Here is a 13365-nt window from a genome sequence, read left to right on the forward strand (position 1 = left end):
GGCTGTAGGGGGTTAACGGCCAACGGCCTGGATCACGCTGTCAAAAATGCCCTGAGCCACCTGCAGCATCTTGGCCGAGGCCTGGTAGGACTGCTGGTACTGCAGCAGCTTGGCGGCTTCTTCATCCAGATTGACGCCGGATACGGCGGTGCGATCGCCCTCCAGATTCTTGGCAATCGAGTCGGACAGCTTGGCTGCATAGGCCGCGCTTTGCGTGCGCGTGCCGATCTGCGCCATGGCGGTGGAAAAACCGTCGCTGAGCGTGGTCGCGCCATCGAAGATCACGGCGTCGCGAAGCGACAGGAAGGAGCTGGCATTGCCCGTATCCGAGCTGTAGAAGCTGTTGGGGCCGAAGCTCACGGTATCGCTGGTGGCACCATCCACCGCAGGCGTGCCGGTGAGGGTCACCTTGAGCCCCGGAGCCAGCTCGATGGCCTGCCCGGAGATATAAGCGCCTGTCGCGGCCACGCCGCTGGGGGCAGGCGTGATGGTATAGGTCATGCCGCCCGCCCCATCGGGAGCGAAAGACAGGGTGGTGCCCGCAGGAAAGGTAGAGGCATCGAAGCCTTTTTCCACCTTCAGGCTGGACATGCGGACGGCCGCATCGCCCAGCGAGTTGATCTTGGCCGACACCGGATTGGCCACCGCCAGATCGTTGCCGGAATGCACCATGGTCTGAATATCGTGCGCCGCCGATGCCACAGGACTGAACAGCACGGACTGGCCGGCCTGGCCATCGTTCTTGAGATCGAACTGCAGACCGTCGATCGTCATGCCGCGCAGATCCGTCAGATCGTTGAAGGCCGTGGTCTGGCCATCCGACAGGCGCACCACCTTGCCCTTGGGCGCATCGTTGCCGAAAACGATCTTGTAATCCGAAGCCTTGAGCGCGCTCGAGTCCTTGACCGTGACCGTGGGCGTATCGGGCTGTACCCATTGAGCACCCGTGGTGGAGCCCGTGGTCGTCATCGGAATATTGAACAGCGCCCCGCCTTTCTGACCCGACAAGGTCAGGCCCAGCTGGTTCTGCGTATTGAGCGTATCGCCGATCGAGATCACCATGCGCCCCAGCAGGTTGCGCCCCTCGCTCAGGTCGTTGTTCTGGAACTGCAGCAGACCGGCAATCTCGCCGCCGCCGGCCATGGCCGGAGTCAGCTCCACGGGCTGCCCGCCCTGCTGCTGGAAATACAGGCTCATCTTGCCGCTGCCGGGGTACTGCGTGGACTCCTGCAGGCTGAGCTTGGCCGCGCTCTGCCCCAGCACCAGCGGCTGGCTGCCGCCCACGAACAGGCTGATGGAGCCATCGCCGGCGTCGACCTGCGAGGTCTGCACGTATTTGTTGATGTCACGCACCAGCTGGTCGCGCTGATCGAGCAGGTCATTGGGCGTGTGGCCCGTGGCAATGGCGCTGCTGATCTGGCCGTTGAGCGCCGCCACCTGTTGGGACAGACTGTTGACCACATTCACGTCATTGCTCATCTGCTGGCGCGTGCTGTAGTCCATCTCGTCGAGCTGGGCCGAAGCCGAGCGAAAGCGCGCAGCCAGTTCGCTCATGCGCGTCAGCACCACCTGGCGTGCAGAAGAGTCGGTAGGAGCGCTGCTGACATCGGCAAACGCATTCATCATGTCGTTGATGGCCGCGCCCAGGCCGTTGGTTCCGCCGGAGAACACTTCCTGCAGCTGGTTGAGCGAGTTCGAGCGCGCGGAGTCTGCGGCACTGGCGGCGGTGGCCGCCGTGGCCTGACGGTTGAGCAGCTCGCTGAAGTTGCGCAAGATGGTCGCCACATCGGCGCCATTGCCGATATAGCCATTGCCGATGTTCTGGCCCGCCGAGGTCTGGAAGGCCACGCTCTGGCGCGAATAGCCGGCGGTGTTGACGTTGGCGATGTTGTGCCCCGTGGTTTGCAGGGCGATCTGGTTGGCCATCAGGGCGCGCGCGCCCACGTTCAGAAGACTCATGACTGGTTCTCGGTGATCTTGTTGATCTGGGCGGCACGGGCGCTGACGCCCAGACGGCTTGCGACATTGGCGCTGTTGTTGCCGGCGTTGGCGACGCTGACCTGGGCCACGCTCTGGATGGCGCGACTGAGCTTTTGCGCATAGGCCGGATCGGTGGCGTAGCCGGCCTTTTGCAGCTCGCTGGCATAGGCCTGGGCAGAGCCGGTCTGGGCCATGGCTTTTTCGTAGCGCGGGTTGCTGCCGATCAGGCGTGCGTAGTCGCGGAAGGACTCCTCGTAGGAGTCATAGGCGCGGAACTTGGCCGTCACCTTCTTGGGCGCGCCATTGATGTATTCGGTGGTCGTGACTTCGGCGACCTTGCCCGTCCAGCTGCCACCGGCCTTGATGCCGAACAGGTTGAACGAGTTGCTGCCGTCCTTGTTGCGGATCTCGCTCCTGCCCCAGCCCGTCTCGTGTCCGGCCTGGCCGATCATGTAGTGGGCCGGGATGCCGCTCTCGCTAGCCACACGCTGGGCCGCGCCGGTGTGCGCCGTCACGAAGTTGTCTCGCCCCTTGGGAGCCGGTGCATAGGCGTTGATCGATTGCGCAGCCTGGCTGCGGCTGCCGCTCCAGGCGCCGTTGCTGCCCACATTGCGCCAGGCGTTGCGGCTCAGGCTCAGTGTGGAAGGCACGGCAATTTCGGCGTCCTCGGCGGCGTCGACCCCCATGCTGCGCGCCAGCTGCTTGCTGATGGCATCGGTGAGACCGCCAGGCTGTCCCGCCATGGCCACCGAGAGCTGCTGATCCAGCAGATCGGTGCTGAGATTGCCCTGCGCGCTGTCGAGCAGACCGGACTTCATGGTCGCCTCGCGCATGCTCTTGATCATCTCGCGCATGAACAGCGACTCGAGCTGCTTGGCCGTCTCGCGTGCAGCCTGCGGGCTGTTCTCGCCGGCAGCCGTCTTGAGAGCATTGAGCGAACGTGCATCGACAGCCAGAGCATTGCTGGCCGCCAGGGATGAAGAATGGGGCAATGACGTGCTCATATCACCTCCAGCTCGGCGTCCATGGCGCCCGCGGCCTTGATGGCCTGCAGGATGGCCAGCAGATCCTGGGGCGTGGCGCCCAGTGAATTCAGCGCCCGCACCACATCAGTGAGCTGGGGCGAATTGGGCATGTTGATGACCTTGCCGGGCTCCTGCTTGACCTGGATATCGGACTTCTGCGCCACCACGGTCTGCCCTTGAGAGAACGGTGCGGGCTGACTGATGACCGGCGTGGTGCTGATGGTGATGGACAGGTTGCCGTGCGCAATCGCGCAGGGGCCCAGGGTCACCGCCTGATTGAGCACGATGGAGCCGGTGCGGGCATTGATGACCACCTTGGCCGCCGGCTTGGAGGTCTCGATGGGCATCTCCTGAATCTCGGCGATCATGCGCACGCGCGAGCCCGGGTCAATGGGTGCATTGACCTGCACCGTGCGGCCGTCCAATGCCATGGCCGTACCCGCTCCCATGCGCTGGTTGATGGCGCGAACCATCTTGTCGGCGGTCTGGAAGTCGGTCTGATTCAGGCCCAGCGTGATCGTGTTGCCCTGGTTGACGGGAGTGGGCACTGCACGCTCGACCTGCGCGCCCTGCGGCACGCGGCCCGCGTTCAGGTGATTGACCTGCACCTTGGAGCCGCCGGCCGCAGCCCCGGCACCGCCGACCACCACATTGCCCTGGGCCAGGGCATAGATCTCGCCGTCCGCGCCGCGCAGCGGTGTCGCCACCAGCGTGCCGCCCTTGAGCGACTTGGCATTGCCCATGGAGGAGACATTGATGTCTATGGCCTGACCGGGCTGTGCAAAGGCCGGAAGCTCGGCCGTGATGATCACCGCCGCCACATTCTTGAGCTGCAGCTGGGCCGCATTGCCCGTGGCCGGCAGGGCGATGCCCATCTGCTCCAGGTAATTGGCCAGCGCCTGCTTGGTGTAGGGCATCTGCGTGGTCTGGTCGCCCGTGCCGTCGAGGCCGACCACCAGACCGTAGCCTGTCAACTGGTTGCTGCGCACGCCCTGGATGGCGGCAACCTCCTTGATGCGTGTGGCATGCGCAGGCAGGGTGAGCCCGCTGGCGCCGAGGGCTGCGACCACCAGCAAGGCGGTGTGCGCAGGGCGCAGTGACAGGAGCGTGGACAGTACTTTCATACTGCCCATTCTCGGAAGAATCAGAACGGCATAACGTTCAAAAAGAACCGGGACAACCAGCCAATTGACTGGGCTTCACCTGCCTGGCCACGGCTGCGCGATTCGACGCGCAGATTGGCCACCTGGGTCGATGCCACGGTGCTGCCCGGACGCAGCGAGCGCGGGTCCACCGTGCCCGTGAAACGCAGCACATCGACGTTGTGATTGACGCCGATCTGCTTCTCGCCGGCAATCACCAGATGACCGTTGGGCAGCACATCGACCACGGTGGTGGCAATCGAGCCCGTGAAGGTATTGTTGCTGCTGGTGGCCCCAGAGCCCTTGAAGTCGTTCTTGCTCTCGGCCCCCAGGGTGAGCGCATCGGCCACCGTCTTCTCGGCGCCGCCCCTGAGCAGCGGCAGCGAGGTGATGCCCGTGCTCAGCTCGTTGGCTCGCCCGACCTTGGAGTCCGTGCTCTGGCTGGCCGAAACGCGCTCGACGATCTGCACCGTCACCGAGTCGCCCACCATGCGGGCGCGCTGATCCTCGAACATGGGGCGGTAGCGGCTGGCGTTGAACAGGCTGCCAGTGGGCGCCTGGGCCGTCTGCTCGCGCGGCTGCAGCACGGGAGGTGCGGTGGATGGCATGTCCACGGGCGGCGGCGGATTGAGCGTGACGCAGCCCGACACCAGCAGGGCCCCGGCGAGGGCGCAGAGCGGCGGGCAATGGGAAACAATGGCTTTGAACATGGCGGCAAGTCCTTGGCAGTCAGGCGCTTCGCCCCTTGTGCCCTTGCGTGCGCGAGGCACGCTATTGAAATCAGAGCTTTCAGCGCTTACTCCTAATGGAATTCAGTAATGAATTGATCTGAAAACCATAGGCATCAAGCGTAAGCTGCTCCTCAATACATGGTGATCAATCAGAGCTGTGCCAGCTTGGCCAGCATCTGGTCGGAGGTCTGGATCGCCTTGGAATTCATTTCGTAGGCGCGCTGCGTCTGGATCATGGTCACCAGCTCCTGGACCACGTTCACGTTCGAGGCTTCCAGATAACCCTGCTGAATCGTGCCCAGACCGTTGGTACCGGGCGTGCCCTGCTGGGGCTGGCCCGACGAAGCGGTCTCGACGTAGAGGTTCTGGCCGCGGGGCTCCAGGCCTGCGGCATTGATGAACTGGCTCATCGCGATATTGCCCACCTGCTGCGGCGCAGCCTGGCCGGGCATGGTGACGCTGACCACGCCGTCATGGCTGATCGACACCTTGGTAGCCCCCTGCGGGATGGTGATGCCGTTGGCCACGGGCAGGCCGCTGGAGGTCACCAGCTGGCCCTGGGCATCGACCTCGAACGAACCGTCGCGGGTATAGGCAATCGTGCCGTCGGGCATGTTGACTTCGAAGAAGCCGTTGCCGTTGATGGCCACATCCAGCGCATTGCTCGATTGCTGCAGGCTGCCCTGCAGAAAGTTGCGGCTGGTGGCCACGGTGCGCACGCCCAGGCCCAGGTGCAGGCCAGTCGGCAGCTGATTCTGCTCGGTGGTCTGCGAACCCGACTGGCGCAGGTTCTGATAGATCAGATCCTCGAAGACCGCATTCGCGCGCTTGTAGCCGGTGGTGGAGACGTTGGCCAGATTGTGCGAAATCACGTCCAGCTGCGTCTGCTGGGCTTCCATGCCGGTCTTGGCAATGAACAGCGAATTGATCATGACGTATTCCTTTGGCTATCAGCCGTTCAAGCTCAGCAGCTGGCTGGCGGATTTATCATTGGTTTCAGCGGTCTGCAGCAGCTTCATCTGCTGCTCGAACTGGCGCGAGGCCGCGATCATGCCGACCATGGTTTCGACGGAGTTCACATTCGATCCCTCGATCGAGCCCGACAGCAGGCGCGCTGTTTCATCATTGGGCAGCGCATCGCCCTGCGCCGCGCGGAAAAAGCCGTCATCGCCGCGCACCAGCGGCTCATCGACGGGCGGCGTGACCAGCTTGACGCGCCCCACGGCCACGGGTAGCTGGTTGCCCATCTTGGCAGTCAGCGTGCCGTCCGAACCCAGGGAGATCGTGGACTCTGGCGGTATGTCGATGGGCGCGCCGCCGTCGGAGAGCACGGCCTGGCCGTTGCTGTTGACCAGTTGCCCTTCGGGCGAGATCTCGAACACGCCGTTGCGCGTATAGGCTTCCTGGCCATCCAGGCCCTGCACGGCAAACCAGGCGCGGCCCATGGCCATGGCGTCCAGCGCACGGCCGGTGCGCTGGGCCGGGCCGGGAGTGTCTTGATAGCCGGAGGTGGCCTCCAGCGCAAACACGCGGGTGCCGGCCCCCGAACCCTGCAGCGGTACCGAACGGAAGGTGGACATCTCGGCCCTGAAGCCGTTGGTGCCCGCATTGGCCAGGTTGTGAGCCAGCACGGCCTGACGCTGGGCTGCCGCATTGGCCCCAGTCATCGACGTATAAATAATTTTGTCCATGCTGACCTTCCTTCCGTCAAATCAATCGCCTTTGCAGCCCCGGCGCAAAGCGCCGCAGGGGCTTATCTGTTATCGCAGGTTCACGAGTGTGGAGAACACCTGATCCTGCGTCTTGATGGTCTGGGCGTTGGCTTGGTAGGAGCGCTGCGCCGTCATCATGTTGACCAGCTCGGCCGTCAGGTCCACGTTGGACTCTTCCAGCGCGCCCGACTGCAGCGAGCCGAAGGTGCCGGTCTGGGCCGAACCATTGAGCGCAGGGCCGGAGTCGGAGGTGGCAACCCATTTGTTGTTGCCGATGGAGCCCAGACCCTGGGTATTGGTGAATGCCGCCAGAGCGATCTGGCCTTCGGTGCGCGTGACACCGTTGGAGTAGGAAGCCACGATGGAGCCGTCGCGGCCCACATTGATGCCCGTCAGTGCGCCCGAGGTATAGCCGTCCTGCTTGAGGCTGCTGACGGCAAACTTGGTGCCGAACTGGGTCAGACCGCCGAAATCGAACGCGACATTGAAGGGCTGCAGGCCGTTGGGATTGGCCGTGCCGCCGCTGACGCTCAGATTCAGCGTGGTACCCGAACCTGTGGTCGGTGCATTGGGGGTGACGCTGGTGAGCTTGCCGCTCGCGTCGAACACTGCCGTACCAATGGGCGTGGCCGTGGCATCGAGCGAGTTGAAGACATTCCAGGTGTTGCCTGTGGCGTCTTTCTCGAAATACAGATTGACCGGGATCGCCGTGCCCTGGGTGTCATACACATTCAGCGAGGTGCCATAGGTGGCACGAGGCGTGGCAGCGACAGGGGGCGTGGCTGTCGCGTCGCCGGCGGCCGCCGTGGCGCGTGCATCCAGATTCAGCTCCACATTCACCTTGGACGTCTGCTTGGCGGGAATCGGCTGCCCTGTGGGAAAGCTCATCGGCACAGGCGTGGCACCCGACTGGATCTTGCCGGTCGAAGGGTCCACCACATAGCCCATGACATTGTCGTTGTCCACGGTCTTGAGGTTGCCCTCCTTGTCCAGGCCGAAGTTGCCGGCGCGCGTGTAGGCGATGCTGCCGTCGCTTTGCTTGACGACGAAAAAGCCGTTGCCGTTGATGGCGATGTCAAGGTTGTTGCCCGTCGAAGTGATGGAGCCCTGCCTGAACTGCTGGGACACGGAGGCCACGTTGACGCCGATGCCGCTGCTCTGGCCGCTGGCCGAGCCGATGGCGCTGGCGACCATCTCGGCAAAGTCAGCGCGCGAGGCCTTGAAGCCCGTGGTGTTGGAGTTGGCGATGTTGTGGCCGATGACGTCCAGATTCTTGCTGGCGGCGTTCAAGCCGGAGAGACCTTGTTGAAAACCCATGATGTGTTCCTCAATCAGTAAACGGCCTTGACGCCGGAATAAGCCACGCTGTCGCCGTTATCGAGCTCCAGCGACAAAGAGCCATTGGCCGAGCTGGTGGCAATCACGGCATGCGGCGCCAGCGGGGTGGATGCCACTGCGGTCGTGCCATTGGTGGCGACCACGCTGTAGCGCAGTTGCGAGGCATCGCCGCTGTATTTGTCCTTGCCATCCCAGGTGAAGTAGTTCCGTCCGGCAGCGCCGGCACCCAGGTCGATGGTGTCCACCAGCTCGCCGCTGGCCGTGGTGATCTGGATCTTGACGCTGGCCGCCTGGTTTTCCAGATCGAAGGCAGCGGTATGCGTGCCATCGGCCGCCACGCCCAGGGTGTTGCCCTCGGTCAGCACCGTACGACCGATCATGGAAGTGCCCTGCAGCACCTGCATGGCCGTGAACTGGCTGGACATGGAGGCCATGGTCTGGTTCAGCTGCTGAATACCGGTCACGGTGTTGATCTGCGCCATCTGCGAGGTCATTTCCGCGTTGTCCATGGGATTCATGGGGTCCTGGTTGTTGAGCTGGGCCACCAGCAGCTTGAGGAAACGGTCCTGCGCCTCGTTGGGGTTGGTCACCGCATTCTTGGTATTGCTGGTGGTGTTGGTCGTGGTGCCGTCCACGCTGCTTGCGCCGTAGATCATGTGTGTGTTCCCGGGCTTACTGGCCCATTTGCAGAGTCTTGAGCAGCAGCGTCTTGGCCGTGTTCATGACTTCCACGTTGTTCTGATAGGAGCGCGAGGCCGAGATCATGTTGACCATCTCGTCCACGGCGCTCACGTTGGAATGGGTGACATAGCCCTCGCCATCGGCCAGCGGATTGCTGGGGTCGTGGATGCGGCGGCCGGGCGTGTTGTCCTCACTGATGGCATTGACCTTGACGCCCGCGCTGCCGTCGTTGCCCATGGGCACGGTCTGAAACACGACCTGGCGCGCCTTGTAGACGCTGCCATCGGGGCCGGCCACGGCATCGACGTTGGCCAGATTGGAGGCCACCACGTTCAGGCGCTGGGACTGGGCGCTGACCGCACTGCCCGAGATATTGAAGATGGAAAACATGGACATGGTTTAGCTCCTGGGCTTACTGGCCTTGAATGGCGCTGAGCATGGTCTTGGCCTGGCCGTTGATGAAGCGCAGCGTGGCTTCGTAGCGCACGGAGTTGTCGACGAAATTGGCGCGCTCGCGATCCAGATCCACGGTGTTGTTGTCCAGGCTGGGCTGGGAATTGACCGAATAGCCGAGCTTGGCCTTGAGCGCCTCGTCCGACATCTGCGCCTGCAGCGGGATATGGCCTGCCGTCGTGACGCTGGCCTGGGTCAAGGGCTTGGGCCCGCTGGTCGCGGCCATCAAGGCTTCGCGGAAATTGAAGTCGCGCGCCACATAGCCAGGGGTGTCGGCATTGGCAATATTGCTGGCAATGGCGCGCTGGCGCTCGGCGCGCAAGAGCAGCGCCTCGCTTTGGAAGTCCAGTCGTTCGGTCATTTTGTTCAGCATTGCGGCCTCGCTTTCAGAATTCGGGGATGCCGGAGCCCACGGACTGCGGCATGCGAGGATTATGAAAATCGGCAGCGCAAACTAAAGCGCGAAGAAAGCGGTATTGCGCTGGCTCTTCAAGCCATTGCGCAAGCCATGTCACGCCTATATTTGCCAGCATCGTCTGCAGCCCTGTGACTGCGGATACTTCAAAGGATTGATGCATGTCTGGCCGCTTTTCCCTGTTTCTGTGCCTTCGCCCCTCTCAAGGCCTGGCTGCAGCATGGGGTCTCGCTGCGCTGCTGCTGACGGCTGGCGCACAGGCCCAGGACGGCGCGGCGCAGCTCAGCCAGATCGGACAGCGCTTTGTCGATGCGGCTCTGCACCAGCCATCAACCGAGACTGCGCAGGCCGGCAATGGCATGGCTTTGCGCATGGAAGTTCAGATGGGCCAGCTGGACTCGCGCCTGCGCCTGGCAGCCTGCGCCAAGGTCGAGCCCTATCTGCCTGCGGGCAGTCGCCTCTGGGGTCGCACCCGGCTGGGCCTGCGCTGCGTGCAGGGCAGCGTGCCCTGGAACGTGTTCCTGCCCATCACCGTGCGGGCCTATGGCCCGGCCTGGGTGGCCCAGGGCAATATTCCGGCCGGCAAGACGCTGAGCGCCGAGGACGCAGCCCCCGCCGAAGTGGACTGGGCCGAGGACAGCGCCCCCGTCTTCGCCAATGCACAGGATTTCATCGGCATGGTCGCGGCGCGACCGCTGACGTCGGGGCAGGCTCTGCGCCAGAACATGGTACGTCCACCTGCCTTGTTCACGGCGGGATCGCCCGTCCAGGTGATGGTCAACGGCGGCGGCTTCAGCGTTGCCGGCTCAGGCAAGGCAATGACTGCAGCCGGAGAAGGGCAGCAGGTACGGGTTCGCATGGATAATGGCCGCCTTGTTACAGGAACGGTCAATGCCAGTGGCGTGGTTCTGGTTCAATGACGAGAGAGTGCATACTCACTTTATCAACCATGCCAAATATTCCTCAAGTTTTACGCGCCCTTGTCGAAAGCAAGGCTACAGCGCCCTACGCCGATACAGGGCGATTGGAGAACCAGCATGAAGATAGGCAATAAGCCGGACCTGCAGCAGACCGCTGCAGCCGCCAAGCAGGCCCCGAAATCCGCCACCACGGTTGCCACCGAAGAATCGACCAAAGGCTTGTCCGAGCGCGCCGCCGGCGTGCCCGTGTCCTTTTCGTCCTCGGCCCGCGCCCTGGACAGCCAAAACCGCACCAATACCGACTTTGATGCCGACCGCGTCAAGGCCATGCGCGAAGCCATTGCCAATGGCAGCTTCCGCGTCAACGCCGAGGCCGTGGCAGACAAGCTGCTGGCCAATACCGAAGAATTCCTGGTTCACGCTCGCGGCTGAAGCGCCCGTGCCTGAACTCCCGAACAAAGGCTGACCCGATGACCTTGCAGGAAATGCTCGATTCGCTGGATGCGGTGATTCAGACCGTTTCGGCATCGCTGCAGTCACCGGACGCATCCGCGCTGGAACAGTCCAGCACCCGCCTGCGTGACGCCATGGTGGCGTTCTCCCAGCTCGTCAAACGCTTCTCGGCAGACGACTGGACGCCTGCACTGCGCGAGCGCGCACAGAATCTGGACCGCGAAATTTCCCTGGTCCGTGACCAGTTGGCAAGGCTTTCCGTGCTCAACCAGCGCCGCACCAAGGCCCTGGTGCCTGCTGCCGAAGACAGCACCTATGAAAGCAGTCTGCGCGGCGCATCGCAGACCGGCCGCGCACGCATCTATCACGCAGCCAGCTAGGCTCGACGCGGAAACTCCAAGCAACACGGGCAACCCGGCACGAGATGCTCTGGGCGCGGGCCGCTAAGCGGTGGCCCGCCACCTGACCGCAGCGCCTGCCGACATCCCCATGAACCATGGCTTTGCCCGCGTCTATGGCTTTGATGCCCCAGCACAGCCAGCTATGACACACAGATGGTCAGCCGGTTGGTCCGCGGCGTGGTGCAGGGCAATGCCATAGGCAGGCAGCGGCCCGTGGAGTTCGACCATCCGATGTCCGACGCCTTTGGCGAGCTGCTGCAGCGCACAGGCTGCCATATCCATCAGGGTCCCGTCCAGCTGGGTTAAGAACGTGTTGACGATCTCTACGCAGTCGCGTTGGAGCGCAATCGGGATGAGTTCAAAGCGTTGGCTCGCCGCTTGCACCGGGGTGCAAGCAAGAGTCAGCGCGCAGAAATCGCCCGATTTCGCCCCAACCCTGCGGGACAGAGGGTTTGCGGGCGGTCTGCGGCGTTGCGAATCCTCGCAATAGCACGGCTATTGCTGCGGTATCGCGCCTTGCATCCCATCCCGCAAACCCTCTGTCGCGGCGCGAGGAGATCGTCAACACGTTCTACAACTTCTGTGCCTGGGCCCGCATCTGGGCCACGACGCGCTCGAAGACGCGCCAGAAGGCGGCATCCTGTGTGGTCGCGAAGTTGATGCGCATGCAGGTGCTGGAGCCCCGGCTGGCATGGAACATGGCGCCAGGGGCAATCATGTAGCCCTGGTCCAGCAGCAACTGGGTCAGCACCTCGGTATCCACGTCGGTATCCACCCAGCCGAACATGCCAGCAGGCTCGGCCACAAACCGACAGCCAGCCGCCTGGGCCAGAGCCACGCTGCGCGTGCGCGCCTGGGCCAGATGCTGGCGCAGCCGCTCGGCATGGCGGCGCAGCTGGCCTTGCTCCATGCACAGGGCCAGGGCCTGCTCCATGGGGGTCGGCGTGGACAGGGTGGACAGCAGCTTGGTGTCCAGCAGTCTCTCGACCAGATCGGGCGGCGCGGCCAGATAGCCCAGGCGCCAGTTGGGCACCAGCACCTTGGCAAAGCCGCTGATGTAGATGCTGCGCTGCAAGCGGTCCAGCACCGTCACGCGCGGTGCGTGATCGGCAGCGATATGGCAGTAGCTATCGTCCTCCACCACATAGAAGCCGTATCGCTGCGCCATCTGCAGCACCTCATGGGCGCTGGCCGCGCTCAGGCTGTAGCCCGTGGGGTTGTGCAGCACGCTGACACTCACATAGAGCTTGGGGGCCATGGTCTCGCAATAGCGCTGCATCACCGCCATGTCCGGCCCCTCGGGCCCGCGCGGCACGGGCAGCACGCGCATGCCCATGGCGGCCAGGCGTGCATATTCCACGGCCCAGCCCGGCTCCTCCACCATCACCGGATCGCCGGGCTGCAGCAGGGCTCGGCTCACGATGTCCAGCGCCTGGGTCGCCCCCAGGGTAGTGATGATCTGGCCAGTCCCCGCCGCGATGCCTATGCGCTGCAGGCGCCGCGCCAGCGCTTCGCGCAGCCGGCTGTCACCCATGGGCTCGCCATAGCGCACCAGCGATTCGCGCAGCGCCTGCCCGCTGGTGACCTTGCGCATGGCCGCCACCAGAAAGCCGGCATCCAGCCATTCGGCAGGCAGCACACCGGCACCAGGCTGGGGCTTTCCGGCCACGCTCTCCACGAACATGCCGCGAATCAGCATGGTGGCGTTGATGCGCGTGCCTGGCGGGATGCCTACCGGGGTATTGACCGCTCCCTCATTGATAGCTATCTGCGCTTGACTTTCCTGCGTTTGAAGCGGATTTTGCACAATATCGCGTACAAAGAAGCCGCGTTGCGGCCTGGCCTCGACCAGCCCCTGGGCCTGCAGCAGGTCGTAGGCGGCCACCACCGTGTACGGACTCACGCCCTGCTGGCGCGCACATTCGCGCACCGAAGGCAGGCGCGCGCCTGCGGGCAGCAGCCTGGTGCGTATGCGTTCGGCCAGACGCTCGGCCAGTTGCTGGGTCAGGGTCAGGGCCGCCTGGCGGGACAGGGAGATGGACATGATGATGGACTGCGAACTGTATTGAAGCGGATACCGATACAGAAGCCATGATTGTGAGACTGTCTGTATA

The 13365-nt window shown here is 63.8% G+C and carries 16 protein-coding genes; 4 read left to right on the forward strand and 12 right to left on the reverse strand.

Features of this window, described 5'->3' with window-relative positions:
* Positions 1-12 precede the first annotated feature (12 nt).
* The 11 genes from flgK to Cth01_RS19900 all read right to left on the reverse strand — a co-directional run bounded on the left by flgK (position 13) and on the right by Cth01_RS19900 (position 9640).
* Entirely contained in the window at positions 13-1959 is a 1947-nt protein-coding gene (flgK, locus tag Cth01_RS19850) for a flagellar hook-associated protein FlgK (protein WP_034405312.1), read from the reverse strand.
* Positions 1956-2984: a flagellar assembly peptidoglycan hydrolase FlgJ gene (gene flgJ, locus Cth01_RS19855; RefSeq protein ID WP_012836851.1), complete on the reverse strand. Its 1029-nt coding sequence runs from the start codon at positions 2982-2984 to the stop codon at positions 1956-1958. Before flgJ ends, flgK begins: the two co-directional genes overlap by 4 nt.
* On the reverse strand, positions 2981-4129 hold the full coding sequence (locus tag Cth01_RS19860) for a flagellar basal body P-ring protein FlgI (protein WP_003065520.1): 1149 nt from the start codon (positions 4127-4129) through the stop codon (positions 2981-2983). The genes flgJ and Cth01_RS19860 overlap by 4 nt, the downstream gene beginning before the upstream one ends.
* A gap of 20 nt (positions 4130-4149) precedes the next feature.
* Complete coding sequence (locus tag Cth01_RS19865; RefSeq protein ID WP_003065522.1) at positions 4150-4857, reverse strand: flagellar basal body L-ring protein FlgH; 708 nt, start codon at positions 4855-4857, stop codon at positions 4150-4152.
* A gap of 170 nt (positions 4858-5027) precedes the next feature.
* Entirely contained in the window at positions 5028-5810 is a 783-nt protein-coding gene (flgG, locus tag Cth01_RS19870) for a flagellar basal-body rod protein FlgG (RefSeq protein ID WP_003065524.1), read from the reverse strand.
* 18 nt (positions 5811-5828) lie between these two features.
* Complete coding sequence (locus Cth01_RS19875; RefSeq protein WP_003077982.1) at positions 5829-6569, reverse strand: flagellar basal body rod protein FlgF; 741 nt, start codon at positions 6567-6569, stop codon at positions 5829-5831.
* Positions 6570-6638: 69 nt separating this feature from the next.
* Complete coding sequence (gene flgE, locus Cth01_RS19880; RefSeq protein ID WP_034353100.1) at positions 6639-7907, reverse strand: flagellar hook protein FlgE; 1269 nt, start codon at positions 7905-7907, stop codon at positions 6639-6641.
* Between the two features lie 14 nt (positions 7908-7921).
* A complete protein-coding gene (locus Cth01_RS19885; protein WP_003065530.1) occupies positions 7922-8584 on the reverse strand; it encodes a flagellar hook assembly protein FlgD in 663 nt (220 codons plus the stop codon).
* A gap of 16 nt (positions 8585-8600) precedes the next feature.
* The gene (gene flgC, locus Cth01_RS19890; protein ID WP_003059205.1) at positions 8601-9005 is read right to left on the reverse strand and encodes a flagellar basal body rod protein FlgC; all 405 of its coding nucleotides are present in this window, start codon (positions 9003-9005) and stop codon (positions 8601-8603) included.
* Between the two features lie 16 nt (positions 9006-9021).
* Positions 9022-9435 carry a flagellar basal body rod protein FlgB gene (gene flgB, locus Cth01_RS19895; RefSeq protein WP_003065531.1) on the reverse strand — a complete coding sequence of 138 codons (414 nt, stop codon included), beginning with the start codon at positions 9433-9435 and terminating at the stop codon, positions 9022-9024.
* 13 nt (positions 9436-9448) lie between these two features.
* Positions 9449-9640 carry a hypothetical protein gene (locus Cth01_RS19900; protein ID WP_131324637.1) on the reverse strand — a complete coding sequence of 64 codons (192 nt, stop codon included), beginning with the start codon at positions 9638-9640 and terminating at the stop codon, positions 9449-9451.
* Between Cth01_RS19900 and flgA the strand changes: the two genes are divergently transcribed.
* From flgA to Cth01_RS24040, 4 genes are all read left to right on the forward strand, one after another.
* Positions 9639-10397 carry a flagellar basal body P-ring formation chaperone FlgA gene (gene flgA / locus Cth01_RS19905; protein WP_045840170.1) on the forward strand — a complete coding sequence of 253 codons (759 nt, stop codon included), beginning with the start codon at positions 9639-9641 and terminating at the stop codon, positions 10395-10397. The two genes, Cth01_RS19900 and flgA, sit on opposite strands and share 2 nt — an antisense overlap.
* Before the next feature lie 117 nt (positions 10398-10514).
* A complete protein-coding gene (flgM, locus tag Cth01_RS19910) occupies positions 10515-10829 on the forward strand; it encodes a flagellar biosynthesis anti-sigma factor FlgM (RefSeq protein ID WP_034378013.1) in 315 nt (104 codons plus the stop codon).
* 38 nt (positions 10830-10867) lie between these two features.
* Positions 10868-11230, forward strand: coding sequence for a hypothetical protein (locus Cth01_RS19915; RefSeq protein WP_003065537.1), 363 nt, complete (start codon positions 10868-10870; stop codon positions 11228-11230).
* A gap of 174 nt (positions 11231-11404) precedes the next feature.
* Positions 11405-11557: a hypothetical protein gene (locus Cth01_RS24040; protein WP_169749771.1), complete on the forward strand. Its 153-nt coding sequence runs from the start codon at positions 11405-11407 to the stop codon at positions 11555-11557.
* A gap of 265 nt (positions 11558-11822) precedes the next feature.
* On the opposite strand, the gene Cth01_RS19920 is transcribed toward Cth01_RS24040, so the two are convergent.
* Positions 11823-13295 carry an aminotransferase-like domain-containing protein gene (locus Cth01_RS19920; RefSeq protein ID WP_045840171.1) on the reverse strand — a complete coding sequence of 491 codons (1473 nt, stop codon included), beginning with the start codon at positions 13293-13295 and terminating at the stop codon, positions 11823-11825.
* Positions 13296-13365: the final 70 nt, after the last annotated feature.

Origin of the sequence: Comamonas thiooxydans (assembly GCF_000964545.1) — a bacterium.
GTDB classification, from domain to species: Bacteria; Pseudomonadota; Gammaproteobacteria; order Burkholderiales; family Burkholderiaceae_C; genus Comamonas; species Comamonas thiooxydans.